Annotated in this window: 20 protein-coding genes and 1 riboswitch; of the genes, 12 read left to right on the top strand and 8 right to left on the bottom strand. The window is 51.1% G+C overall.

Annotated features, from left to right (window positions below; genetic code table 11):
* Positions 1-36 precede the first annotated feature (36 nt).
* The gene (locus HA49_RS10525) at positions 37-801 is read left to right on the top strand and encodes a DedA family protein (RefSeq protein ID WP_038023115.1); all 765 of its coding nucleotides are present in this window, start codon (positions 37-39) and stop codon (positions 799-801) included.
* On the opposite strand, the gene thiQ is transcribed toward HA49_RS10525, so the two are convergent.
* From thiQ to sgrR, 4 genes are all read right to left on the bottom strand, one after another.
* A complete protein-coding gene (thiQ, locus tag HA49_RS10520) occupies positions 791-1,504 on the bottom strand; it encodes a thiamine ABC transporter ATP-binding protein ThiQ (protein WP_038023114.1) in 714 nt (237 codons plus the stop codon). The two genes, HA49_RS10525 and thiQ, sit on opposite strands and share 11 nt — an antisense overlap.
* On the bottom strand, positions 1,488-3,098 hold the full coding sequence (gene thiP, locus HA49_RS10515; protein ID WP_038023111.1) for a thiamine/thiamine pyrophosphate ABC transporter permease ThiP: 1,611 nt from the start codon (positions 3,096-3,098) through the stop codon (positions 1,488-1,490). The genes thiQ and thiP overlap by 17 nt, the downstream gene beginning before the upstream one ends.
* Positions 3,074-4,060: a thiamine ABC transporter substrate binding subunit gene (thiB, locus tag HA49_RS10510; protein ID WP_038023108.1), complete on the bottom strand. Its 987-nt coding sequence runs from the start codon at positions 4,058-4,060 to the stop codon at positions 3,074-3,076. Before thiB ends, thiP begins: the two co-directional genes overlap by 25 nt.
* Before the next feature lie 42 nt (positions 4,061-4,102).
* Positions 4,103-4,194, bottom strand: a riboswitch (TPP riboswitch).
* A gap of 35 nt (positions 4,195-4,229) precedes the next feature.
* Complete coding sequence (sgrR, locus tag HA49_RS10505) at positions 4,230-5,891, bottom strand: HTH-type transcriptional regulator SgrR (protein ID WP_038023105.1); 1,662 nt, start codon at positions 5,889-5,891, stop codon at positions 4,230-4,232.
* Positions 5,892-6,126: 235 nt separating this feature from the next.
* On the opposite strand from sgrR, the gene HA49_RS10500 reads away from it, so the two are divergent.
* Positions 6,127-7,308, top strand: coding sequence for an MFS transporter (locus HA49_RS10500; RefSeq protein ID WP_038023104.1), 1,182 nt, complete (start codon positions 6,127-6,129; stop codon positions 7,306-7,308).
* A 65-nt stretch (positions 7,309-7,373) separates the two neighbouring features.
* On the opposite strand, the gene leuD is transcribed toward HA49_RS10500, so the two are convergent.
* Genes leuD through leuA form a run of 4 tightly spaced genes read right to left on the bottom strand, consistent with a single transcriptional unit; the run spans position 7,374 to position 12,053 of the window.
* Positions 7,374-7,979, bottom strand: coding sequence for a 3-isopropylmalate dehydratase small subunit (leuD, locus tag HA49_RS10495; protein ID WP_038023101.1), 606 nt, complete (start codon positions 7,977-7,979; stop codon positions 7,374-7,376).
* Positions 7,980-7,989: 10 nt separating this feature from the next.
* Positions 7,990-9,390, bottom strand: a complete 1,401-nt coding sequence (gene leuC / locus HA49_RS10490) for a 3-isopropylmalate dehydratase large subunit (protein ID WP_038023098.1) — start codon at positions 9,388-9,390, stop codon at positions 7,990-7,992.
* Positions 9,391-9,393: 3 nt separating this feature from the next.
* Complete coding sequence (leuB, locus tag HA49_RS10485) at positions 9,394-10,485, bottom strand: 3-isopropylmalate dehydrogenase (protein ID WP_038023095.1); 1,092 nt, start codon at positions 10,483-10,485, stop codon at positions 9,394-9,396.
* A 2-nt stretch (positions 10,486-10,487) separates the two neighbouring features.
* The gene (gene leuA, locus HA49_RS10480; protein ID WP_038023091.1) at positions 10,488-12,053 is read right to left on the bottom strand and encodes a 2-isopropylmalate synthase; all 1,566 of its coding nucleotides are present in this window, start codon (positions 12,051-12,053) and stop codon (positions 10,488-10,490) included.
* Between the two features lie 901 nt (positions 12,054-12,954).
* Between leuA and ilvI the strand changes: the two genes are divergently transcribed.
* From ilvI to mraY, 10 genes are all read left to right on the top strand, one after another.
* Positions 12,955-14,676 carry an acetolactate synthase 3 large subunit gene (gene ilvI, locus HA49_RS10475; RefSeq protein ID WP_038023441.1) on the top strand — a complete coding sequence of 574 codons (1,722 nt, stop codon included), beginning with the start codon at positions 12,955-12,957 and terminating at the stop codon, positions 14,674-14,676.
* Entirely contained in the window at positions 14,676-15,167 is a 492-nt protein-coding gene (gene ilvN, locus HA49_RS10470; protein ID WP_038023089.1) for an acetolactate synthase small subunit, read from the top strand. Before ilvI ends, ilvN begins: the two co-directional genes overlap by 1 nt.
* 156 nt (positions 15,168-15,323) lie before the next feature.
* On the top strand, positions 15,324-16,334 hold the full coding sequence (gene cra / locus HA49_RS10465) for a catabolite repressor/activator (RefSeq protein ID WP_038023439.1): 1,011 nt from the start codon (positions 15,324-15,326) through the stop codon (positions 16,332-16,334).
* 428 nt (positions 16,335-16,762) lie between these two features.
* Positions 16,763-17,218, top strand: coding sequence for a division/cell wall cluster transcriptional repressor MraZ (mraZ, locus tag HA49_RS10460; RefSeq protein WP_038023087.1), 456 nt, complete (start codon positions 16,763-16,765; stop codon positions 17,216-17,218).
* A gap of 3 nt (positions 17,219-17,221) precedes the next feature.
* Positions 17,222-18,163, top strand: coding sequence for a 16S rRNA (cytosine(1402)-N(4))-methyltransferase RsmH (gene rsmH, locus HA49_RS10455; RefSeq protein WP_038023084.1), 942 nt, complete (start codon positions 17,222-17,224; stop codon positions 18,161-18,163).
* Complete coding sequence (gene ftsL / locus HA49_RS10450; RefSeq protein ID WP_038023081.1) at positions 18,160-18,480, top strand: cell division protein FtsL; 321 nt, start codon at positions 18,160-18,162, stop codon at positions 18,478-18,480. The genes rsmH and ftsL overlap by 4 nt, the downstream gene beginning before the upstream one ends.
* Positions 18,481-18,495: 15 nt before the next feature.
* On the top strand, positions 18,496-20,262 hold the full coding sequence (locus HA49_RS10445; protein WP_038023078.1) for a peptidoglycan glycosyltransferase FtsI: 1,767 nt from the start codon (positions 18,496-18,498) through the stop codon (positions 20,260-20,262).
* Positions 20,249-21,736 carry a UDP-N-acetylmuramoyl-L-alanyl-D-glutamate--2,6-diaminopimelate ligase gene (gene murE, locus HA49_RS10440; RefSeq protein ID WP_038023076.1) on the top strand — a complete coding sequence of 496 codons (1,488 nt, stop codon included), beginning with the start codon at positions 20,249-20,251 and terminating at the stop codon, positions 21,734-21,736. The genes HA49_RS10445 and murE overlap by 14 nt, the downstream gene beginning before the upstream one ends.
* Positions 21,733-23,097 carry a UDP-N-acetylmuramoyl-tripeptide--D-alanyl-D-alanine ligase gene (gene murF / locus HA49_RS10435; protein WP_038023073.1) on the top strand — a complete coding sequence of 455 codons (1,365 nt, stop codon included), beginning with the start codon at positions 21,733-21,735 and terminating at the stop codon, positions 23,095-23,097. The genes murE and murF overlap by 4 nt, the downstream gene beginning before the upstream one ends.
* Entirely contained in the window at positions 23,091-24,173 is a 1,083-nt protein-coding gene (mraY, locus tag HA49_RS10430) for a phospho-N-acetylmuramoyl-pentapeptide-transferase (RefSeq protein WP_038023071.1), read from the top strand. Before murF ends, mraY begins: the two co-directional genes overlap by 7 nt.
* Positions 24,174-24,175 lie beyond the last annotated feature (2 nt).

Genomic DNA, 24,175 nt, shown 5'->3' with positions numbered 1-24,175 from the left:
TGGACAATCCAGGCTCAGTTTACGTGAGGAATGCTTATGGAAGTCTGGATCCAACACCTTCTGACTCAGTCACTGGATTGGGCTTTGTTTGCGGTCGCCGTGGTGACTTTTTTTGAGTCGCTGGCGCTGGTGGGGTTGATCCTCCCGGGGACGGTGCTGATGGCGAGTCTGGGCGCACTGATTGGCAGTGGAAAAATTGGTTTATATCCGGCATGGGGGGCAGGGCTGGCTGGGTGTTTGCTGGGTGACTGGCTTTCATTTTATATCGGCTGGCGTTTCCAGGGGCCTTTACACCGTTGGAAATATTTGCAAAAACATCGCAGTTTACTGGACAAAACTGAACATGCGCTGAATGAACACAGTGTGGCAACGATTCTGATTGGCCGCTTTGTAGGACCGACCCGCCCATTGATTCCTCTGTTGGCGGGGATGCTGGAATTACCGGTGAAGAAATTTCTGCCGCCGAACATTATTGGCTGTATTTTGTGGCCACCCGTCTACCTGTTACCCGGTATTCTGGCAGGGGTAGTGATTGACGCGCCACATAACGCGCAATCCAGCTTATTCAAGTGGCTGTTACTGGCAGAGGCAGTCGCTCTGTGGCTGGCTGTCTGGACCGGATGGCGTTGGTTACGCGGCACCAAAAAGCAGGACTGGGCCAGCAAGCTGTTGCCGGCTGCCCGTCTGCGTTGGCTCGCGCCGTTACTGATTATTCTGGCCATTGCCGGGCTGGTGGGTTTACAGTTTGATCCGATGATGCCGCACTTTCGTCAACTGTTATGGCGGGTATTTATCGCCTGACGACTACGGATGAGATGCCAGGCAGCTCTGCATCCGCTACATCTCCGTTGAGTAGTGTCTGGCTCTCTCCCTGCCAGACAATGTGACCGTCGTTAACCAGCAGTGTTTGTCCGGCAATTTGCCGGACGTCTTCCAGATTATGTGTCACCATCAACAAGGTAATGTTGTGCGCGGTACAGAGTTGATCAGTCAGTATCAGCATTTCCTGGCGCAGTACCGGATCCAGTGCCGAAAAGGGCTCATCCAGCAATAACACCGGTTGCTGGCGTAACAGGCAGCGAGCCAGCGCGACTCTTTGACGCTGACCTCCTGATAATTGTCCGGGCAACCTGTCGAGTAGTCCCTGCAATCCCACACTGGCAGCAATATCTGTTACCTGTTGCTGCTGCTGTCCATTGAGTCTGAGTCCCGGATGCAAACCAAGCCCGAGGTTCTGCCTGGCGGTCAGATGAGCAAACAGGTTATTTTCCTGAAACAGCATGGAGACCGGTCGTCCGGACGGTGGCAACCGGGTGCAGTTTTTTCCATCGATCCACAACTCACCGCCACTCAGAGGCAGGAATCCGGCTATCATACTGAGCAGGGTACTTTTACCTGCCCCGCTGGGGCCAAGAATTGCGACCCGTTGCCCCCGCGCGACTTGCAATGAGAAGCACATTGTCTGTGACTGATAGTGGTAGGTCAGATCATTCAGTGTCAGCATGATTTCCTGCAACTTTTTCAATCAGAGTGAACAGTATAAAACACACCACCAGCAGCAGCAGGGCACTGACTGCCGCCTGTTGCCCACGATAGGCACCCATCTGTTGGTACAGGTAAAACGGGAGTGTCCGAAAATCATCACTCCCAAACAAAGAGATTACCCCAAAATCACCCACCGATAAGACACAGGCAAAGGCCAATGCCTGGGCCAGAGGTCGTTTCAGCGCCCGTTCTTCAACCAGCCGCAATCTTTGCCAGCCATGAATTCCCAGTGAAAGACAAAGCCGGTTGTAGTGCCCGGCAATGTCACGCATTGGTGTATCCAGAACTTTGAGGGCATAGGGCATGGCGATCAGTGCATTGACCAGTACTATAATATTTTCCGGCGAATCTGGGACACCGCTGGTGTTGTTGTAAAACATGAAAATTCCGCTGGCCAGTACAATCCCGGGCATTGCCAGGATCAGCATACCGCTGGTATTCAGCAATTGGGCTGGCAGCAGCGTTCCGCGCAGCCGAAACTCACGGCTGCTCCACAGTAACATCATGGTCAGAATCACCGACAGGATTCCGGCGCGTAACGCAATACTGACCGAGTTCCAGGTCGCTGACCAGAGTTCAGGCTGACGCAATGTGGTGAACAGATCAGAATTCAGGCCGTTAATGATCACCGCCAGTACGGGGGGGATAAGTAATAGCAGGGTCAGAAGGATTACCAGACTATCGATAATTCTGGGGCGCCAGCGATAATCAGGGGAGCGCCAGTGGCTTACCAGTGGGCTGTTACCGGTCAGTGTGGTATTCAGCCGAAGGCTGAGCAAGACCAGTAACAGACAAAAAACCAGCTGAACCAGGGCCAGTACAGCGGCTTTTGCCGGGTCAAAATCGTAACTGAGCGCCTGAAAGATAGCGAGTTCCAGAGTCGTGGCCCGTGGTCCGCCCCCCAGGGCTAATACGACGGCAAAACTGGCGAAGCAGAGCATAAAAATCAGAGCCGCTACCGGCAGCAACTGACGTTTCAGCCACGGCCACTCCAGCCAACGGAACAGATAAAATCCCTGCATATTGAGTTGTGCCGCCAATTGCCGTTGTTCGGCAGGAATTTGCTCTAAAGACTGTAGTAACAAGCGGGCTGCCAGCGGCAGGTTAAAAAAGACATGTGCCAGCAAAATCCCCGGCAGACCGTAGACCGAAAAGCGGTAGTGAATCCCGACAAGAGCGGACAGGCTGGCCAGCCAGCCATCTCTGCCATAGATACTCAGCAGACCAAACACCGCCACCAGCACCGGCAACACCAGTGTCATCGCGCACAAGCGGAGTAACAGGTTACGACCTGAAAAGCGGCGTCGGTACAGTGCCCGGGCGACGAAGATCGCAGGAAACACGGAGAGCAAGGTGGACAATGCTGCCTGCTCAAAGGAAAAGGCGATGACATGCCACAGATAATGATCGCTCAGCCAGCGATATCCGTGAGTTAGCGGAGCATTCCATAGCAGGCTGACGAAAGCCAGCAATGCAATACCGCAGGTCACCAGAGCCGCCAGTAACCCCGGGATTAACCAGCGTGGCATTATTGGCTGACTGCGTTCTGCCATGCACTTATCCATGCATCACGGTGTGCCGCGACTTCTTCAGGGGTAAACTGTAGGGCTGTTTTGGGGATAGTGAGTTGCTGATAGCCTGCAGGCAGCGTGGTTTTAATCACCGGGTACATCCAGTTGCCGGTAGGCAACGTTTGCTGGAACGCCGGGCTGGTGACAAATTGCATAAACTGTTTTGCCAGTGCAGGGTGTGGGCTGTTTGCCAGCCGGGCCGCGACTTCCACCTGCATATAGTTACCTTCCGGGAAGCTGGTGGCAGCATAATCAGAATTATGTTCCTCAATAATATGATAGGCCGGTGAGGTGGTATAACTGAGTACCAGGTCGCTTTCTCCTTTCAGGAACAGGTTATAAGCTTCGCTCCAGCCGCGGGTCACCGTGACCGTTTTAGATGCCAGCTTCTGCCAGGCAGCCGGAGCCTGATCTCCATAAACTTTTTGCATCCATAGCAGTAAGCCTAACCCCGGGGTGCTGGTCCGTGGATCTTCATAGATGACCCGCCATTTCTCAGGGCTTTCGACCAGTGATTTCAGGCTGGTGGGCGGGTTTTTCAGCAGCTTCTTGTTATATACAAACGCAAAATAGCCATAGTCATAAGGAACAAAGGTCGTGTTATTCCAGCCACCGGGGACGGTGATATGACTGTAATCGACGGGTGTGGGGGCGAACAACCCGGTTTTTTGTGCGGCGTCCAGCAGGTTATTGTCCAGCCCGACCACAACATCTGCTTTACTGTGTTTTCCTTCCATTCTTAGACGGTTTAGCAAAGCGACACCATCGCCGAGAGATACATACTTCAGGGTACAGTCACAGTTCGCTTCGAAGGCTTTTTTAATCGCCGGTCCGGGGCCCCAGTCAGACGAAAAAGAGTCGTAAGTGTAAACGGTCAATTCCGGTTTAGCAGCCAGAACCGGCGCGGAGACAAGCAATAATACTGGCAGAACTTTTTTTAACACTTTGCGCTCCTTGAGGCGGGAATTTTTTTGCGCAAAGGATCTGAGTGAGTCAGTCTCAAATCCCTACGCCGGTGTTAACCGGATCAGGTTCTACGGGTATATCTCAGCACCAGTGGGCACCCCGTTGAGAACAGCTTATTCTAGTCAATTAGTGCCTGCGGTGAAAGCGTCAAAGTTCCGGAGGAACAAACCAGGCTGATTTAAAGTCAAACCAGCCCAGAGAGTTCATCCGAATCCCACGCATGCTTCTCTGTCCCTGTAATGTCAGCCAGTGATGGAACAGGGGCAGCAGACGATGGTGGTTATGTAGTTTCCGGTACCACTGTTCAGTATTTAGCTTTTTCTGGTGCCAGAGTGGCAGTGACAGGGTGAGTTCATTCCCCAGGCAGTGATGGAATAATGGTATTTCGCAGATTTGAGCAAATACCGACCAATCCAGCGGTGCGGTAAAGTTGCAACTTCCCAGCCACAAATCGGCAGTGGCATCGCCGCTAAACCATTGTTGATAGGTGACTTCTTTGCAGATTAACCGGATGCCATGGCGGGCGAGCAGGGGACTGACAATTTTCATAATGGCCAGATGTTCAATATGTGAACCGTACCAGCAGATCGTCAGTTGGGTAAGACTTGCTGGTTTTTCTGTCAGAGATTCATATTGGGTATGTTGCCACTCCGGTAGCATACCCCGTGCGGGAGACCAGAAACGTTGGTGTACTGAAGGGGCCTGCTGCAATAAAATTTCCGGATTTAACAGATTACTCAGCCAGCGTCGTACAGCAGACTGCTGAGCAACGGCTGAGCGTTCATCGAACAGTATAAAATAGCAACCGTCTTCCAGCTTTCTCTCTCCGGCGGTCTGCTGATTCCCGTTTCCCTGCAATGTCAGCCCCCGATAAACAAGGTCTTCACTGATTTCAGGTAACACCCAGATAGTGACATTATCGATGAGCGGGCGATAGCCAAAGTAATCGTCGAAAGCTTCTATTCGTAGCTGGCTTCTCTGATTTTCCACTACAAAGTAGGGACCCGTACCACTGGGTTTAGAGGAAAAATCAGGCATGGTTCGCCATTCAGCGGGGAGTATCAGGGCGGCAACGCTACCCAGCAGCCAGGGCAGCCGCTCATCGGCAGAAATCAGATGGATATCAACTATCCAGGCTGCCGGTGAGTTGATACTTTTCAGATGGCAAAATAATGGATGACAGGTTAAACGTTGCAGACTGGTAATAATGTCGGTGACATGCAGTTCCCGGCCGTGATGAAAATGAACCGCCGGGCGGATATAAAAACGCCAGTGTAATGGTGATAACTGTTGCCAGTGATGGGCAATATCGGGGACAGCTTCGCCGGAACGCTCATCCACACGAAGCAGACCGTTAAATATTTGTCGGGCGATGTGAGTTTCACTGCGCCTTAATGGTGACCCCGGAAGTAAACTGAGGAGTGGCCGGTAATAAGGGACCCGCAGAATATGTCGTCCCTGACGGAAGCTGCGGCCCAGTCTGGCCAGTATTATCTGCTTTACCCGTGACTTAACTCCCGTCAGTTGTAATAACTGCTCCGTCTGCTCTTGTTCCAGCAATGCCTCAGCCTGTTGCTGACGGAGCTCAGCGGCGGTTATCTGAAAGTACAGCGCTGAACGTTTGCCTCTGCCGGAATGACTCTCCCAGCGCAGCCACTGCTGCTGTTGCATTCGATTTAGCAGGTTACGGATATGCCTGGTTGAACAATGTAGTTGTTCAGCCAACTGAGCCAGATTGGTTTGCTGATCCTGCCCCTGGTTCAGTTCCCATAATCGGATAAATTGCTCTTTCAGTCGCTTAGTTGTCATAAAAGAGGAACTCTTTTTTAAACTGCTCAATATTAATTTCTTTATATTAAGAGCAGACTTCAGGTGAACGGAAGACTGCGATGCTGTTTCTGTGCTCCCCGTCTTTGTTCATCTTTCTCAAAAAATTTGCGACATTTCGGGTGTTAATTGCTCTGCCGGCAGACAATCTCTGCCGGCTTTTCCCTGTTTGTTATATGATCTTACTATCGTCACCCTTGGATGCGGATGTATTTTTATGCAAAGCCCTGAGCTTCAGCCAGCAAAAGGCAACAGCGTATTTGTGTTTTTTATGCTGGTCACCTTTATCGTGAGTATTGCCGGCGCATTGCAGGCACCGACACTGAGCCTGTTCCTCAGTAAAGAATTGCATGCAGAACCTTTTAAGGTCGGATTGTTCTTTACCGTGAATGCCATTACCGGAATCCTGGTCAGTTTCCTGCTGGCTAAACGTTCGGATAAGAAAGGGGACCGCCGAAATTTACTGATGCTTTGCTGTCTGATGGCCATTGGTAACGCGATAGTGTTTGCGTTTACCCGCAGTTACTGGCTGCTGATCAGCCTGGGATTATTGCTGTCCGCGTTTTCGACCGTAGTAATGCCTCAGATTTTTGCGTTGGCCAGGGAATACGCCGACTATACCTCGCGGGAAGTCGTGATGTTCAGCTCACTGATGCGGGCTCAGATGTCGCTGGCCTGGGTTATCGGTCCTCCTCTTTCGTTTGCGCTGGCGCTGAACTGGGGGTTTATGACCCTCTATCTGGTCGCTGCGTCGTTGTTTCTGATTGCATTATGTTTTATCCGGCTTAGCCTGCCTTCGGTACCAAAGATTTTTCCGGAGGCTGATATTGCCCGCAGTACCGTTTCAGGCTGGAAAATCCCGGGAGTTCGCCGGTTATTTATTGCTTCGGTGCTGATGTGGACCTGCAACATTATGTACATCATTGATATGCCGCTCTATATCAGCAATACACTGGGCATGCAGGAAAAGGTCGCCGGGATCTTTATGGGGACTGCGGCAGGACTGGAAATTCCGGTGATGCTATTGGCGGGTTTATTGGCGAAACGCATCGGTAAGCGTCCTCTGGTGCTGGTAGCGGTATTTGCAGGGGTGCTGTTTTATCCGGGCATGCTGTTGTTTCATTCATTCCACAGTATGCTGATGTTGCAGCTACTGAATGCCATATTTATTGGTATTGTCGCCGGGCTGGTGATGTTATGGTTCCAGGATCTGATGCCGGGCCGGGCCGGAGTCGCGACCACGATGTTTACCAACTCGGTATCGACCGGGATGATTTTTGCCGGGTTATTGCAGGGAAGTGTCAGTGACTGGTGGGGGCATGAGGCCATCTACTGGCTGGCTTCGGGGCTGATACTGGTATCGTTGTTGTTAACCTGGCGGGTGAAGGAATCGGCGTAACCGCTCGGAAACGAAAACCCCCTCACAGGAGGGGGTATCGGCTAAAAATGGTGACTGACCTGCGTTTAACGCAGAAACACCGGCTGGCTGGTTTCGTAGGCCGAAATCGCCGCTTCGTGCTGTAACGTCAGGCCAATACTGTCCAGCCCGTTAAGCATGCAGTGCCGGCGAAAACTGTCCAGAGTAAACGGATAATGTTTACCACCAGCAACCACTTCCAGTTTTTCCAGGTCGACCAGGAATTCGATTCCAGGCTGTTCTGCAACCAGACGGAACAGTTCATCGACCTCTTCTTCTTTCAGTTTTACCGGCAACAGCTGGTTGTTGAAGCTGTTTCCATAAAAAATGTCAGCGAAACTTGGGGCGATAACGGTACGAAATCCAAAATCAGTCAGTGCCCACGGTGCATGCTCACGTGAAGAACCACAGCCGAAGTTCTCGCGTGCCAGCAGGATACTGGCGCCTTTGAATACCGGTTTGTTCAGGACAAACTCAGGATTAGGCACTTTCCCGGCATCGTCCAGGAACCGCCAGTCATTAAATAAATGCTGACCGAATCCGGTACGGGTCACCTTCTGCAAGAATTGTTTTGGAATAATTGCATCAGTATCGACATTGGCTGCATCCAGCGGCGCAACAATCCCGGTATGTTGGGTAAATTTAGTGGCCATCAGAAGCTCCTTAATTCAGTTCACGGATGTCGGCAAAACGGCCCATCACGGCAGCAGCAGCGGCCATCGCCGGGCTGACCAGATGAGTACGTCCACCACGGCCCTGACGGCCTTCGAAGTTACGGTTGCTGGTAGAGGCACAACGCTCACCGGCATTCAGCCGATCGTTGTTCATTGCCAGACACATTGAGCAACCTGGCAGGCGCCATTCGAAACCGGCATCGGTAAAGATTTTGTCTAAACCTTCCTCTTCTGCCTGGGCTTTCACAGGACCAGAGCCTGGAACCACCATGGCCACGATACCCGGGGCAACTTTACGACCCTTGGCAATGGCCGCCGCAGCACGTAAATCTTCAATGCGTGAATTGGTACATGAACCGATAAACACTTTATCAATGGCTACATCGGTCAGTTTAACCCCGGCATCCAGGCCCATATAAGCCAGGGCTTTTTCTGCGGAGGCACGTTCAACCGGATCGCTGAAAGACTCAGGGGCTGGAATGGCCTGATTGATCGCAATAACCTGACCCGGGTTGGTTCCCCAGGTCACCTGAGGTGCAATATCGGCAGCATCCAGGCTCACAATGCTATCAAAAACTGCGTCACTGTCAGACTTCAGGGTTTTCCAGTAGGCTACTGCCTGGTCCCATTGCTCGCCGGTTGGGGAAAACTGACGGCCTTTCAGATAATTAAAGGTCGTTTCGTCCGGAGCAACCAGTCCGGCTTTAGCACCCATTTCAATCGCCATATTGCACAGGGTCATACGGCCTTCCATGCTCAGGGCCTCGATGGCAGGGCCACAGAACTCCACCACATGGCCGGTACCACCAGCACTGCCAGTTTTGCCGATCACGGCCAGTACGATATCTTTTGCGGTGATGCCCACGGCAGCTTCGCCGGTGACTTCAATCTTCATGGTTTTCGCCCGACCCTGTTTCAGGGTTTGAGTTGCCATGACATGTTCAACTTCTGAAGTACCAATACCAAATGCCAGAGAGCCAAAGGCCCCATGAGTGGCGGTATGTGAATCTCCGCAGACAATGGTCATACCTGGCAGAGTCATCCCCTGCTCAGGGCCGATAACATGTACGATGCCCTGATAAGGGTGGTTCAGGTCATACAGCTGTACGCCGAATTCTTCGCAGTTTTTGATCAATTCCTGCATCTGAATACGGGCCATCTCGCCGGACGCATTGATATCACGGGTCTGGGTAGACACGTTATGGTCCATGGTGGCGAAGGTTTTGGAGGGCTGCCGTAAACGACGGCCATGAGCACGTAAGCCATCAAATGCCTGGGGAGAGGTCACTTCATGAACTAAGTGACGATCGATATACAGTAACGGGGTTTCGTTTTCTGCTTCATAGACGACATGTGCATCAAATAACTTCTGGTATAAAGTTTTGCTCATTTTTTATTTTTCTCCGGTGATAAAGCGGGCAATGATATCGCCCATTTCATCAGTACTGACAGAAGGCCCCTGACCTGCTAAATCACGGGTACGATGACCTTCTTCTAACGCACGGTTCACTGCGCGTTCAATACTGTCTGCGGCATCACCGGCGTTCAGGCTATAGCGTAACAGCAAGGCCAGTGACAAAATCTGTGCGATCGGGTTAGCAATATTTTTACCTGCGATATCCGGTGCTGAACCCCCTGCAGGTTCATACAGGCCGAAACCTTGTTCGTTCAGGCTGGCAGAAGGCAGCATCCCCATAGAACCGGTGATCATTGCGCATTCATCGGAAAGGATATCGCCGAACAGGTTAGAACACAGCAGTACATCAAACTGAGAAGGATCTTTGATTAACTGCATAGTCGCGTTATCAATATAGATGTGCTCCAGTTCGATTGCCGGGTACTCTTTGGCAATTTCTGTCACAGTTTCACGCCATAAAATGGATGACTGCAACACGTTAGATTTATCCACAGAAGTGACCTTACCGCGACGTTTCGCTGCTGACTCAAAGGCCAGACGGGCGATACGTTCGATTTCATAGCGGTAATAGACTTCTGTATCAAATGCCCTCGTCTGATCGCCACTTCCCTCACGGCCTTTAGGCTGACCAAAATAGATACCGCCGGTTAATTCGCGAACGCACAGGATATCAAAGCCTTTCGCGGCAATATCACTACGCAGCGGACAGAACGCTTCCAGGCCATGATAAAGAGCGGCCGGACGAAGGTTACTGAATAATTTAAAGTGTTTACGCAGAGGCAGCAGGGCACCACGTTCAGGCTGACCATCGGGTGGCAGGTGCTGCCATTTAGGACCGCCAACGGAACCAAACAGGACTGCATCGGCCTTTTCACATCCCGCCAGGGTCTCTGGTGGCAATGGCTGACCGTGGTTATCAATTGCAATACCACCCACATCGTACTGTGCAGTGGTGATGTTAATTGAGAAACGCTGGCGGATAGCTTCCAGCACTTTGAGCGCCTGGGTCATAACTTCCGGACCAATACCATCACCCGGTAATACTGCAATATGATAAGATGTAGACATAATTACACTGTTTCCTTAGCTTCAGTCTTAAATTTACGCTGTAATTCTTTCTCAACCTGTTTGGCCTGCCAGATGTTATTCAGGGCATTGACCATTGCCGTGGCTGAAGATTCAACAATATCCGTCGCCAGCCCGACACCATGGAATTTTCTGGCGTTATAGCGGATTACAATATCTACCTGGCCCAGTGCATTTTCGCCCTGACCTTTGGCGGACAACTGATATTTAACCAGCTCCGCCTGGTAACCCGTGATGCGATTGATAGCCTGGTACACGGCATCTACCGGGCCGTTCCCAGTCGCCGCTTCTTCCTTCACTTCATCGCCGCAAGCCAGTTTCACTGATGCAGTGGCAGTAATACTGGAGCCTGACTGAACATTAAATTCCTGCAGACGGAAGTGATCGTGTTCTTCATTCTGTTTATTAATAAACGCCAAGGCTTCCAGATCGTAATCGAAGATTTGGCCTTTTTTATCTGCCAGTTTCAGGAAGGCGTCATACAATGCTTCCGCGTTATAATCAGTTTCTTTATAACCCATCTCTTCCATGCGATGTTTCACGGCGGCGCGACCGGAACGCGAGGTCAGGTTCAGTTGCACCTGATTCAGACCGATAGATTCCGGGGTCATAATTTCATAGTTTTCACGGTTTTTCAGCACTCCATCCTGGTGAATACCGGAGGAGTGGGCAAAGGCATTGCTGCCGACCACTGCTTTATTGGCCGGAATGGGCATATTACAAATCTGGCTGACTATCTGGCTGGTACGATAAATTTCCTGATGGTTAATTCCGGTGGTCACGTTCATCATCTGCTGGCGGGTTTTGATTGCCATGATAACTTCTTCCAGGGCACAGTTTCCTGCACGTTCACCCAGACCATTCAGAGTCCCTTCAACCTGGCGCGCACCTGCCTGTACCGCAGCAATCGCATTGCCCACCGCCATCCCTAAGTCATCATGGGTGTGTACGGACAAAATGGCTTTATCGATATTAGGAACACGCTGAGTTAAGGCTGAGATGATGTTGGCATATTCATGGGGCAGGGTATAACCGACGGTATCCGGGATGTTAATGGTGCGGGCACCAGCATTAATCGCTGCTTCGACCACCCGACACAAATCATCAATCGGTGTCCGGCCGCCGTCTTCACAGGAGAATTCTACATCGTCTGTATACCGGCGGGCGTGTTTAATCATGTATACGGCCCGTTCGATAACCTCCGGTAAGGTACTGCGTAATTTGGTGGCAATATGCATTGGGGAGGTAGCGATAAAGGTATGAATACGGAAAGCTTCCGCGACCTTTAAAGCCTCATAAGCGGCATCAATATCTTTTTCAACACAGCGTGCCAGACCACAAACGCGACTGTTTTTGATGGTCCGGGCAATAGTCTGCACTGACTCAAAGTCACCAGGAGAAGAGACCGGAAAGCCAACTTCCATAACATCGACTTTCATTCTCTCCAGTGCCAGAGCAATTTGTAATTTCTCTTTGACACTCAGGCTGGCCTGCAGCGCCTGCTCACCGTCACGTAAGGTTGTATCAAAAATAATGACTTGCTCGCTCATTGTAAATTCCTTGTGTGTTTTATGGCTCCGGCTCGCGGGCATAAAAAAACCCGCGCTGCGGCGCGGGTTTTTCTGTTTTCAGGCCCGAATCATTTTTTGATTCCGCCCACAAAACTACCGCGCACATTAAATGCGAGAAGGAGTAGTCCTGATAGGCGGATAAAACGAATCATTAGTTCAGACCCTGTAAAATATGTATGCTTATATTGGTACTGGAATCTGTAGCCGATGTCAACTTAAAGTCAGTGGCTATTCCGTGGGTGTCATCAGAGGATTATTCTGCCATCCTAAGCTCAGCAAGATATCTGGCGTGAGAGGCGTTTACCCGCTTGCTTAATGATCAGTCAATCCGGAGTGTCTGAAGGGTTTTTTTATATAATTAATTGAAATTTATTGTTTTTATTTCTGGTTTTTCAAGGTGGAAGTTATCGCGAAGGATGATGGTGGTAGTGAAATATATTGCAGAGATATTCATTACCAGAGAATAAAATTGCCACCTGAAAAATATGCGGGACAGGGCACTGAATTTATCACCTGAATAAAATAGTTAAATTTCATTATTAACTGCAGTGGCTCATAAAGTCAGAATATTAAACTACTAAAAAACACTGTGGTAGTTTTATTCCGGGCTGGTTGTTCGTGATCGCAGTAACTTTTATTAAATATTTATCTGCCTGAATCAGACCGGGGTTTGCCTGGTAACATTTCTGCGGTTATGTTAGCCGGATGAAATGCAGATAATAAATGCTGTCTTCCTTCTGTATACAAGCAATGAAGAGATGATCCCATCACCTTGCAGATGGTATAAGTTTTTGATCTTCATTGGGGAATATTATTAACGGAAGGCTATCGTTTGTCAGTCATGCGTGTCCGTGAATTCAGTTATCGCCTGGAGGCAAAAATGGAGATGTTGTCAGGAGCCGAGATGGTCGTTCGATCGTTGATTGACCAGGGCATAAAACAGGTTTTTGGTTATCCCGGAGGGGCCGTGCTGGATATTTATGATGCACTGCAAACCGTCGGTGGGATTGACCATATCCTTGTTCGTCATGAACAGGCTGCTGTGCACATGGCTGATGGCCTGGCCCGTGCCACCGGGGAAACGGGAGTGGTGCTGGTGACATCCGGTCCGGGAGCAACCAACGCCATTACCGGTATTGCGACGGCCTATATGGATTCTATTCCAATGGTCGTACTTTCCGGACAAGTGGCTTCCTCACTCATAGGTAGTGATGCCTTTCAGGAATGTGACATGGTGGGGATCTCCCGCCCTGTAGTGAAGCACAGTTTTCTGGTAAAACGCACAGAAGATATCCCTGCCATTATTAAGAAAGCTTTCTGGCTGGCATCGTCCGGTCGCCCCGGGCCTGTAGTGATCGATCTGCCTAAGGATGTTCTGAACCCGGCAGAAAAACTGCCCTATTACTGGCCGGAGCAGGTATCTCTACGCTCTTATAACCCCACAACGCAGGGGCACCGTGGCCAGATTAAACGAGCATTACAGGTGTTACTGGCGGCCAAACAGCCCGTGATTTATGCCGGTGGCGGGGTGATTACTTCCGGCTGTGAGCAGGCGCTGATTTCTCTGGCCGAAACGCTGAACATTCCGGTGACCACGACTCTGATGGGGCTGGGCGCGTTCCCCGGAACGCATCAGCAAAGCGTTGGCATGCTGGGTATGCACGGCACCTATGAAGCCAATATGACGATGCATAATGCTGATGTTATCTTCGCTATTGGAGTGCGCTTTGATGATCGTACCACCAATAACCTGGCAAAATATTGTCCGGATGCCACGGTCATCCATATCGATATTGATCCGACATCCATCTCTAAAACCATCGCGGCGGATATTCCTGTGGTAGGAGATGCCGGGCAGGTGTTACAACAGATGCTGGAACTGTTGAATGCCGGAGACAAAACCTCTGAAGACCACAGTGACTGGTGGAAACAGATTGAAGGATGGCGGGAGCGTCACTGCCTCGCTTTTGAGACCGGGGGTGAAACGATTAAACCTCAGGCCGCGATTGATGCTATCTGGCGTCTGACAAAAGGTGATGCTTATGTGACCTCTGATGTCGGTCAGCACCAGATGTTTGCAGCGTTGCACTATCGCTTTAATCAGCCGCGTCGCTGGATTAACTCGGGAGGCCTGGGCACGATGGGCTTTGGCCTGCCAGCCGCGCTGGGTGTGAAAATGGCGGTGCCGGAGGCTACGGTAGTTTGTGTGACCGGCGATGGCAGTATCCAGATGAATATTCAGGAATTATCTACGGCGTTGCAGTATGAACTGCCGGTGTTAATTCTTAATCTGAATAACGGTTATCTGGGGATGGTGAAGCAATGGCAGGATATGATCTATTCCGGCCGTCACTCACAATCCTACATGCAGTCGTTACCAGATTTTGTACGGCTCGCCGAAGCTTATGGTCACGTAGGAATGACCATCAGTAATCCTGCTGAGCTGGATGAGAAACTGACTGAAGCCCTGAATATCGTTGCCAGCGGCCGTCTGGTGTTTGTGGATGTGCATGTCGATGGCAGTGAACACGTTTATCCGATGCTGATTCGTGGCGGCGGAATGAATGAGATGTGGTTAAGCAAAACCGAGAGGACTGAATAATGCGCCGTATTTTATCTGTATTACTAGAGAATGAATCCGGGGCATTGTCACGCGTAATCGGATTGTTTTCACAACGGGGTTATAATATTGAAAGTCTGGCAGTTGCTCCTACCGATGACCCTACCTTGTCGCGGATGACTATCCAGACCGTGGGCGATGCCAAGGTTCTGGAGCAAATTGAAAAGCAGCTGCATAAACTGGTGGACGTTTTACGGGTCAGTGAACTGGGCCAGGCTGCCTGTGTTGAGCGGGAAATTATGCTGGTTAAAATTCAGGCGGAAGGCAGCCAGCGTGATGAAGTTAAACGCTGTTCTGATATTTTCCGCGGACAGATCGTCGATGTCAGTGCCTCTCTGTATACCGTGCAGTTGGCCGGCACCAGTGACAAACTGGATGCATTTCTGAATACATTGCGTGGTGTGACGGATATTGTCGAAGTGGTTCGCTCCGGAGTCATCGGTTTGTCCCGTGGCGAGCGCACCATTGGCTAAAGGCTAAATTACGTCTCTGCCATACTTTCTGGCCCGTTCTACGGGCCTTTTTTATCGGTATCAACAAAATGGTTGCTCCGTTGCAGCATCTGCGTTTAGATCGGCAGTAGAGTGTCGATCAGGCATCAGAAGAATTTTTTGGACGCTGGGGTAAAAGTGAAACTGGATGAAATTGCACGTCTGGCAGGTGTTTCCCGGACGACGGCGAGTTATGTCATTAATGGCAAAGCCAGACAATACCGTGTGAGTGAAAAAACGGTAGAAAAAGTCATGGCTGTGGTCAGGGAACATAATTATCAGCCTAATGCAGTGGCGGCAGGATTACGTGCAGGGCGGACTCGTTCTATTGGACTGGTCATCCCTGACCTGGAAAACACCAGCTATACACGGATTGCAAAATACCTTGAACGCCAGGCCAGACAACGCGGTTATCAGCTACTGATAGCCTGTTCAGAAGACCAGCCAGATAATGAAATCCGGTGCATCGAACATCTGCTGCAACGTCAGGTTGATGCCTTAATTGTATCGACGTCTCTGCCCCCTGAGCACCCTTTTTATCAGCGTTGGGTGGGCGATTCATTACCGATAATTGCACTGGATCGTGCCCTGGACAGGGAGCATTTCACCAGCGTGGTAGGCGCTGATCAGGAAGATGCGTTTGCCCTTTCCAGCGAATTACGCAAACAGCCGGTAGACAATGTATTGTTTCTGGGAGCATTACCTGAATTGTCGGTGAGTTTTTTACGTGAGCAAGGATTTCGTGATGCCTGGCGCGGTGACAGTCGTCAGGTAGATTTTATCTACAGCAACAGTTTTGAGCGAAGTGCTGCGGCAGATACTTTTGTTCGCTATCTGGAAAACCATCCGATGCCTGCGGCGTTGTTTACCACCTCATTTGGTCTGTTACAGGGAATGATGGATGCCTGCCTTCGGGTTCATGGTCATCTGCCAGGCCATGTTTCAATTGCCACGTTTGGTGATAATGAATTACTCGATTTTCTGGAGTGTCCGGTACTTTCTGCCGGCCAGCGGCATCGGGATATTGCTGAACGGGTGCTGGAATTAGTGCTGGCCAGTCTTGATGAGCCTAAACGTCCTAAACCGGGACTGACCCGTATACGTCGAAACCTTTATCAGCGTGGTAAACTGGGGCGCCGGCCTCAATAATTCAGTTCCCGGAGCGTGCTTTTTTGCCTGCTGAGGTCTGTTTTCAGGGCCGACCGCCAGTCTAACTGGCCACAAGGTGATTAGCTTTACTAATATCATGGCAACTCTGCTGTGATTTCGGTAAGAAATTCCTTAAAATGCCCGCCGTGAATACACCGCCCGAAGTTAACAATTCCGTCGTTTTTCGCCGATATTTATTAACCCTTCCCCGCAGTGTTCTCAAATTATTGCAGTTATTCATTGAGTTAATTCTTTTGGCCCGTTTTTTTGTCAAAGATGTCTCTGGAATTCTCTGAATTTGCCGCAGGAAATAATGTTATTAAGCGACCGTTGTTGCTTGACAAGGATTTCATCCGCTCCGTACACTCAATTAGTGGTAAATTGTGGGATAAAGTGGTGAAACAGGTTAACTGAGGGGATCAACACTCATGTTTCGCGGGGCAACGCTGGTTAATCTTGACGGTAAAGGCCGGATAGCAGTACCTACTCGCTATCGGGAAATACTGATCGGGGAATCACAGGGGCAAATGGTATGCACCATTGACCTCCACCAGCCCTGCCTGCTGCTTTACACCTTGCCGGAATGGGAAGTCATTGAGCGAAAGCTGTCCCGCCTGTCGACGATGAACCCGGCTGAGCGTCGTGTGCAACGCCTGTTACTTGGGCATGCCAGCGAGTGTCAGATGGATAGTGCAGGGCGGTTGTTACTGGCAGGAACACTCAGACAACATGCCGGATTACAGAAAGAAATCATGCTGGTCGGGCAGTTCAACAAATTTGAACTGTGGGATGAACAGACCTGGTATCAACAGATCAAGGAAGATATTGAAGCAGAGACGGCTCAGGATGTTTTATCTGAGCGGTTGCAGGATTTATCGCTATAGCTTATGTCGGAAAATTTTAAACATACCACAGTGCTGTTAGATGAGGCAGTCAACGGACTCAACCTTCAGGAAGACGGCATCTATATTGATGGCACTTTTGGCAGGGGAGGGCACTCACGTCTTATCCTTTCCCGACTGGGAGAACATGGCAGGCTTATCGCCATTGACAGAGATCCTCAGGCGATTGCTGCGGCGGCGGAAATCAATGATCCGCGTTTTTCCATTATCCATGGTCCTTTTTCCGGCCTGGCAGAATACACAGATTCACTGGGACTGCGTGGCAAAGTAAACGGCATTTTACTGGATCTCGGGGTTTCTTCTCCGCAGCTCGACGATGCCGAACGTGGTTTTTCATTTATGCGTGACGGTCCACTGGATATGCGAATGGACCCGACACGCGGACAATCAGCCGCTGAGTGGTTGTTGCAGGCCGAAGAACAGGATATTGCGTTTGTGCTTAAGGCCTATGGTGAAGAGCGTTTTGCTAAACGTATCGCCAGAGCCATCGTAGAACGTAACCGCGAACAACCGATGAGCCGAACCAAGGAACTGGCAGAAGTGATTTATAACGCGACGCCAGTGAAAGATAAATTTAAGCACCCGGCAACCCGTAGTTTTCAGGCTATCCGGATTTGGGTGAACAGTGAACTTGAAGAGATTTCACAGGCATTAAATGGAGCTCTGACGGCTCTTGCACCGGAAGGTCGTCTGTCCGTCATCAGTTTCCATTCACTGGAAGACCGGCTGGTTAAGCGTTTTATGCGTGATCAGAGCCGTGGTGCACAGGTCCCTTCAGGGCTGCCGCTGACGGAAGCTCAACTCAAAGCACTGGGCGGGCGTGAGCTGAAAACACTGGGCAAGCTGGTGCCGGGAGAGCGTGAAGTTGCTGATAATCCGCGGGCCCGAAGTTCGGTATTACGTATTGCACAGAGGACCGCTGAATGATCGGTAACGAACGTCACAGCCTGCCCGGCATTATCGGTGGAGATTTACTACGCCACGGAAAATTACCTTTGCTGCTCATTATTGCGGTACTGATTTCGGCAGTGATGGTGGTGATCACTACTCATAAAACCAGGTTACTGACCGCTCAACGTGAACAGATGGTACTGGAGCGGGATTCGCTGGATATCGAATGGCGAAACCTGATCCTTGAAGAGAATGCGCTGGGTGATCATAGTCGGGTAGAGCGATTGGCGATTGAAAAACTCCATATGCAACATGTTGATCCTTCACAAGAAAACATTGTGGTTCAACCATAGGAAAACAATAACGGCATGAGCAGCGCGAAAAAAACGCTGAAGTCCAGAAAACCGGAAAACAAGGCCAGCTTTATCAGCTGGCGTTTTGCGTTGCTGTGTCTCGGAATTCTGGCCGCACTGGTGGGGCTGGTGACACGTGTCGGCTACCTACAGGTCGTCAACCCGGATCGTTTAGTCAAAGAGGGTGATCTCCGTTCATTACGTGTTCAACCAGTGCCGACCTCCCGTGGCATGATAAGCGATCGCGCCGGGCGTCCTTTAGCGGTAAGTGTGCCGGTGAATGCTGTTTGGGTCGATCCGAAAGAGCTGAATGATAAAGGCGGTATCACAGTCGATAACCGCTGGAAGGCGCTGGCCGATGCATTGTCGATGACCCAGGACCAGCTCTACGCCCGTGTAAACACTAATCCGAAAGGCCGGTTTATCTACCTTGCCCGGCAGATCAATCCGTCGGTGGGTGAGTACATTAAAAAACTGAAACTGCCGGGGGTCCATCTGCGTGAGGAATCCCGCCGCTACTATCCGGCAGGTCAGGTGACCGCTCACCTGATCGGTTTCACCAATATTGATGGTGTCGGGATTGAAGGGATCGAAAAGAGTTTTGATAAATGGTTGACCGGTCAGCCGGGCGTCAGAACGGTACGTAAAGATCGTCAGGGGAGAGTGATTGAGGATATCTCCTCTGTTGACAGCCAGGCTGCGCATAACCTGACATTGAGTATCGATGAGCGTTTACAGGCACTGGTGTATCGTGAACTGAGTAATGCGGTGGCATTCAATAAAGCGGAATCCGGGTCAGCGGTCCTGGTCGACGTGAACACCGGAGAAGTGCTGGCCATGGCAAACAGCCCGGCGTATAACCCGAATAACCTGGGGACCACCACCAAAGATGCGATGCGTAACCGGGCTATTACCGATATTTTTGAACCCGGGTCTACAGTGAAACCTATGGTAGTGATGACGGCATTACAGCGTGGAGTTATCCGCGAAAATAGCGTCATCAATACTGTGCCGTACAGGATTAATGGCCATGAGATCAAGGATGTAGCACGTTATAACGAACTGACACTGACAGGTGTCTTGCAAAAATCGAGTAATGTCGGTGTATCAAGACTGGCATTAGCGATGCCCTCCTCTGCGCTGGTAGAAACCTACTCGCGCTTTGGATTGGGTAAACCGACTAATTTGGGGCTGGTCGGGGAAAGCAGTGGCATATACCCTAAAAAACAACGGTGGTCTGACATAGAGAGGGCCACCTTCTCATTTGGCTACGGGCTAATGGTAACGCCGTTACAGTTAGCGCGTGTCTACGCCACCATTGGCAGCTACGGCATCGCCAGACCATTATCGATTACTAAAGTTGATCCACCGGTAGCAGGAGAGCGGGCCTTCCCCGAGTCTACTGTGAAAACTGTACTGCACATGATGGAAAGTGTCGCACTGCCGGGGGGGGGTGGTGTTAAAGCTGCTATTAAGGGCTACCGGATAGCGATCAAGACCGGGACCGCAAAAAAAGTCGGTCCGGATGGTCAGTACGTTAACAAGTATATTGCTTACACCGCAGGCGTTGCGCCTGCCAGCCATCCACGTTTTGCGCTGGTTGTGGTGATTAACGATCCACAGGCAGGCAAGTATTACGGTGGTGCGGTATCTGCACCGGTTTTCGGCGCCATCATGGGTGGCGTATTGCGAACGATGAATATCGAACCGGATGCATTACCTGCCAATGACAAAAACGATTTCGTGGATAACAGAAATGAGGACGAAAGTGACAGATCGTAACTTGCGCGACCTGCTGGCCCCGTGGGTGCCGGGTGCGCCAGAACGTCAGCTGAAGGAAATGACACTGGACAGCCGCACGGCGGCTGCCGGCGATCTGTTTGTGGCTGTGGCCGGACATAGCGTCGACGGACGTCACTATATTCCTCAGGCCATTGCTCAGGGCGTGGCCGCAGTGATTGCTGAAGCTGAAGGCGAAGCTGCGGATGGTGATATCAAAGAACTGCATGGCGTGCCGGTCATCTATCTGAAGCAGTTATCGCAACGCCTGTCTGCCCTGGCGGGTCGTTTCTATGAAAATCCTGCAGAGAAACAGACATTAATTGGAATCACCGGTACTAATGGTAAAACTACGACCAGCCAGCTTCTGGCTCAGTGGGCAAATCTGTTGGGCGAAACCGGTGCGGTAATGGGGACTGTAGGTAATGGTCTGTACGGACACCTGACGCCGAGCGAAAATACCACCGGTTCTGCGGTTGATATCCAGCAGGTTTTAGCTGGATTAGCGGAGCAAGGGGCCACACTGACCGCCATGGAAGTTTCGTCTCACGGGCTGGTCCAGCATCGTGTTGCTGCTTTGCCGTTTGCTGCGGCCGTATTTACCAATCTGAGCCGTGATCACCTGGATTATCATGGGGATATGCAGAGTTACGAAGCTGCAAAATGGTCGCTGTTTGCCGATCATCAGGTCGGACAATCAGTTATTAATGCTGATGATGAGACAGGACGCCGCTGGCTGGGAAAATTGACCGATGCCGTCGCTGTCAGCATGCAAGGGCAAGTTCCTGCCGGCCATCATGGTCGCCGGTTAGAGGCTTGTCACGTAGAGTATTTGGATAAAGGGGCAAAGGTCACTTTCCGTTCTGACTGGGGTGACGGAGAATTTACCAGTCAGCTGATGGGAGCATTTAATGTTAGCAATATGCTGATGGCGATGGCGACTCTGCTGGCATTAGGTTATCCGCTGGAACGGTTGCGTGACACTGCTGCCCGGTTGCAACCTGTTTGTGGGCGGATGGAAGTTTTCCATGCCGATGGCCGGCCGACGGTGGTGGTCGATTATGCCCATACCCCGGATGCACTGGAAAAAGCACTGGCAGCGACCCGGTTACATTGCAGTGGCAAACTGTGGTGTGTTTTTGGATGTGGCGGTGATCGTGACAAAGGCAAGCGCCCGTTAATGGGGGCGATTGCCGAACAGTTGGCCGATCAAGTGATTGTGACCGATGACAACCCACGCAGCGAAGATGCACAGGCGATTGTTAACGACATTCTCAGCGGGTTGCTGGACCCTGGCAGAGCACTGGTGGTTCCTGGCCGCGCCCGTGCCGTCACCCACGCTCTGATGCAGGCTGGTCCTCAGGATATCGTTCTGGTGGCAGGCAAGGGACATGAAGATTATCAGATAATCGGCCAGCGCCGTCTGGATTATTCAGACAGAGCGACCGTAGCTTCATTACTGGGGGTATTGGCATGATTGAGATGACCCTACAGCAACTGGCCACCCTGACCGGTGGTCAGCTATCCGGAGATTCGGCGTTGAGCTTTTCTTCGGTCACCACCGATACCCGTAAAGTCACGCCAGGATGCCTGTTTATTGCTTTAATCGGTGAACGCTTCGATGCTCATGATTTTATCAACGATGCCCTGAAAGCGGGAGCAGCCGCGTTGATGGTTAGCAAACCATTACCGACAGATATCCCTCAGGTGGTGGTCAGAGATACCCGTATTGCCTTTGGTGAGCTGGCTGCGTTTGTTCGCCAGCAGGTGCCGGCGCGGGTGGTTGCTCTGACAGGTTCCTCCGGGAAAACCTCGGTTAAAGAGATGACCGCATCGATTCTGAAGCAATGCGGTAATACCCTGTACACCGCGGGTAACCTGAATAATGACATCGGCGTACCTATGACTCTGCTGCGTCTGACGCCGGAACATGAATATGCGGTGATTGAACTGGGCGCGAATCATCAGGGTGAAATAGCCTATACCACTGCGATGGTTCGTCCTGAAGCTGCGCTGGTGAATAATCTGGCCGCAGCACACCTTGAAGGTTTTGGATCACTGGCTGGTGTTGCCAAGGCTAAAGGTGAGATTTTTGGTGGCCTGTCGCAAAAAGGGATTGCCATCCTCAATGATGACAGCAATGACTGGCCACACTGGCAGACTCAGTTATCGGATAAGACCGTGTGGCGTTTTTCCCCTGCGGCGGAATCGTCGGCAGATTTCCATGCCCGCGATGTTATCGTCAGTGGAACGGGTACTGCATTTACTCTGTACACCCCGCAGGGTAGCGTCGCGGTTCGTCTGCCACTCCCTGGCCGGCATAACATCGCTAATGCCCTGGCTGCGGCGGCTCTCTCTCTGGCAGTGGGGGCGCCTTTGCCTGCGATTGCAACCGGGCTCAGTGATCTGCAACCGGTACCCGGACGACTCTTCCCTGTCCGATTGTCTGAACAACAGCAATTGTTGGACGACAGTTACAATGCGAATGTCGGTTCAATGACGGCAGCAGCACAGGTGCTGGGCGAGATGCCGGGTTACCGGATTATGGTGGTTGGCGACATGGCAGAGTTAGGTGATGAAGCTGAACAGTGCCACCGTGCGGTTGGCGTTGCTGCACGGGAAGCAGGTATTGATAAAGTATTGAGCGTTGGAACACTGAGCCGTTTTATCTCTCAGGAAAGCCAGCAGGGTGAACATTTTACTGGCAAACCGGCGCTGATTGCGCGGTTGCGGAAATTATTATCTGAACATCAGGAAGTTACCATTTTGATCAAAGGTTCGAGAAGTGCTGCTATGGAAGAAGTGGTTCAGCAATTACAGGAGAAAGGCACATGTTAGTCTGGTTGGCTGAACACCTGGTTTCCCTCTACTCAGGATTTAATATCTTTTCGTACCTGACGTTTCGCGCCATTGTCAGTCTGCTGACCTCGTTGTTTATCAGTCTGTGGATGGGGCCACGTTTGATCGCATGGCTACAAAAACTGCAAATTGGTCAGGTGGTTCGTAACGACGGCCCGGAGTCACATTTCAGCAAGCGTGGTACGCCGACAATGGGCGGACTGATGATTCTGACGTCAATCACCATTTCGGTCCTGATGTGGGCGTATCCGTCTAACCCTTATGTCTGGTGTGTACTGGTCGTGCTGATAGGTTACGGCATCATCGGGTTTATAGATGATTACCGCAAAGTGGTACGTAAAGACACCAAAGGTCTGATTGCCCGCTGGAAATATTTCTGGCAGTCGGTGATTGCATTAGGCGTGGCCTTTACGCTGTATGCAATCGGGAAAGGTACTCCGGCGACCCAACTGGTCGTGCCATTTTTTAAAGATGTTATGCCGCAACTGGGCCTGAGTTACCTGTTACTGACTTACTTCGTCATTGTTGGCACCAGTAATGCAGTAAACCTGACAGACGGTCTGGATGGTCTGGCAATTATGCCAACAGTGTTTGTTGCGGCCGGTTTCGGTCTGGTTGCCTGGGCCACCGGTAACGTGAACTTCGCCGAATACCTGCATATTCCGTATCTGCGTCATGCGGGGGAGCTGGTGATTGTCTGTACGGCAATTGTCGGTGCTGGTTTAGGCTTTTTATGGTTTAACACCTACCCGGCGCAGGTATTTATGGGCGATGTCGGCTCGCTGGCTCTGGGCGGTGCGCTTGGAACCATTGCCGTGTTATTACGTCAGGAATTCTTACTGGTGATTATGGGCGGGGTATTTGTAGTGGAGACTCTGTCGGTCATTCTGCAGGTAGGATCGTTCAAACTGCGCGGACAACGTATCTTCCGCATGGCTCCTATCCATCACCACTATGAACTGAAAGGCTGGCCGGAACCTCGCGTTATCGTGCGCTTCTGGATTATTTCGTTAATGCTGGTCCTGATCGGACTGGCGACCCTTAAGGTACGCTAATG

Origin of the sequence: Tatumella morbirosei, assembly GCF_000757425.2 — a bacterium.
Lineage (GTDB): Bacteria > Pseudomonadota > Gammaproteobacteria > Enterobacterales > Enterobacteriaceae > Tatumella > Tatumella morbirosei.
The sequence above is the reverse complement of the archived record's forward strand: the minus strand, read 5'-3'. Positions and strand labels throughout refer to the sequence as shown.

Coding starts and splice junctions, on each gene's coding strand:
- ilvN (WP_038023089.1), top strand. CDS start 14,676: ATGCGCCGTATTTTATCTGTATTACTAGAGAATGAATCCGGGGCATTG.
- ftsL (WP_038023081.1), top strand. CDS start 18,160: ATGATCGGTAACGAACGTCACAGCCTGCCCGGCATTATCGGTGGAGAT.
- leuC (WP_038023098.1), bottom strand. CDS start 9,390: ATGAGCAAAACTTTATACCAGAAGTTATTTGATGCACATGTCGTCTAT.
- ilvI (WP_038023441.1), top strand. CDS start 12,955: ATGGAGATGTTGTCAGGAGCCGAGATGGTCGTTCGATCGTTGATTGAC.
- thiQ (WP_038023114.1), bottom strand. CDS start 1,504: ATGCTGACACTGAATGATCTGACCTACCACTATCAGTCACAGACAATG.
- sgrR (WP_038023105.1), bottom strand. CDS start 5,891: ATGACAACTAAGCGACTGAAAGAGCAATTTATCCGATTATGGGAACTG.
- mraZ (WP_038023087.1), top strand. CDS start 16,763: ATGTTTCGCGGGGCAACGCTGGTTAATCTTGACGGTAAAGGCCGGATA.
- HA49_RS10525 (WP_038023115.1), top strand. CDS start 37: ATGGAAGTCTGGATCCAACACCTTCTGACTCAGTCACTGGATTGGGCT.
- thiP (WP_038023111.1), bottom strand. CDS start 3,098: ATGGCAGAACGCAGTCAGCCAATAATGCCACGCTGGTTAATCCCGGGG.
- leuD (WP_038023101.1), bottom strand. CDS start 7,979: ATGGCCACTAAATTTACCCAACATACCGGGATTGTTGCGCCGCTGGAT.
- rsmH (WP_038023084.1), top strand. CDS start 17,222: ATGTCGGAAAATTTTAAACATACCACAGTGCTGTTAGATGAGGCAGTC.
- leuA (WP_038023091.1), bottom strand. CDS start 12,053: ATGAGCGAGCAAGTCATTATTTTTGATACAACCTTACGTGACGGTGAG.
- murF (WP_038023073.1), top strand. CDS start 21,733: ATGATTGAGATGACCCTACAGCAACTGGCCACCCTGACCGGTGGTCAG.
- leuB (WP_038023095.1), bottom strand. CDS start 10,485: ATGTCTACATCTTATCATATTGCAGTATTACCGGGTGATGGTATTGGT.
- mraY (WP_038023071.1), top strand. CDS start 23,091: ATGTTAGTCTGGTTGGCTGAACACCTGGTTTCCCTCTACTCAGGATTT.
- HA49_RS10445 (WP_038023078.1), top strand. CDS start 18,496: ATGAGCAGCGCGAAAAAAACGCTGAAGTCCAGAAAACCGGAAAACAAG.
- HA49_RS10500 (WP_038023104.1), top strand. CDS start 6,127: ATGCAAAGCCCTGAGCTTCAGCCAGCAAAAGGCAACAGCGTATTTGTG.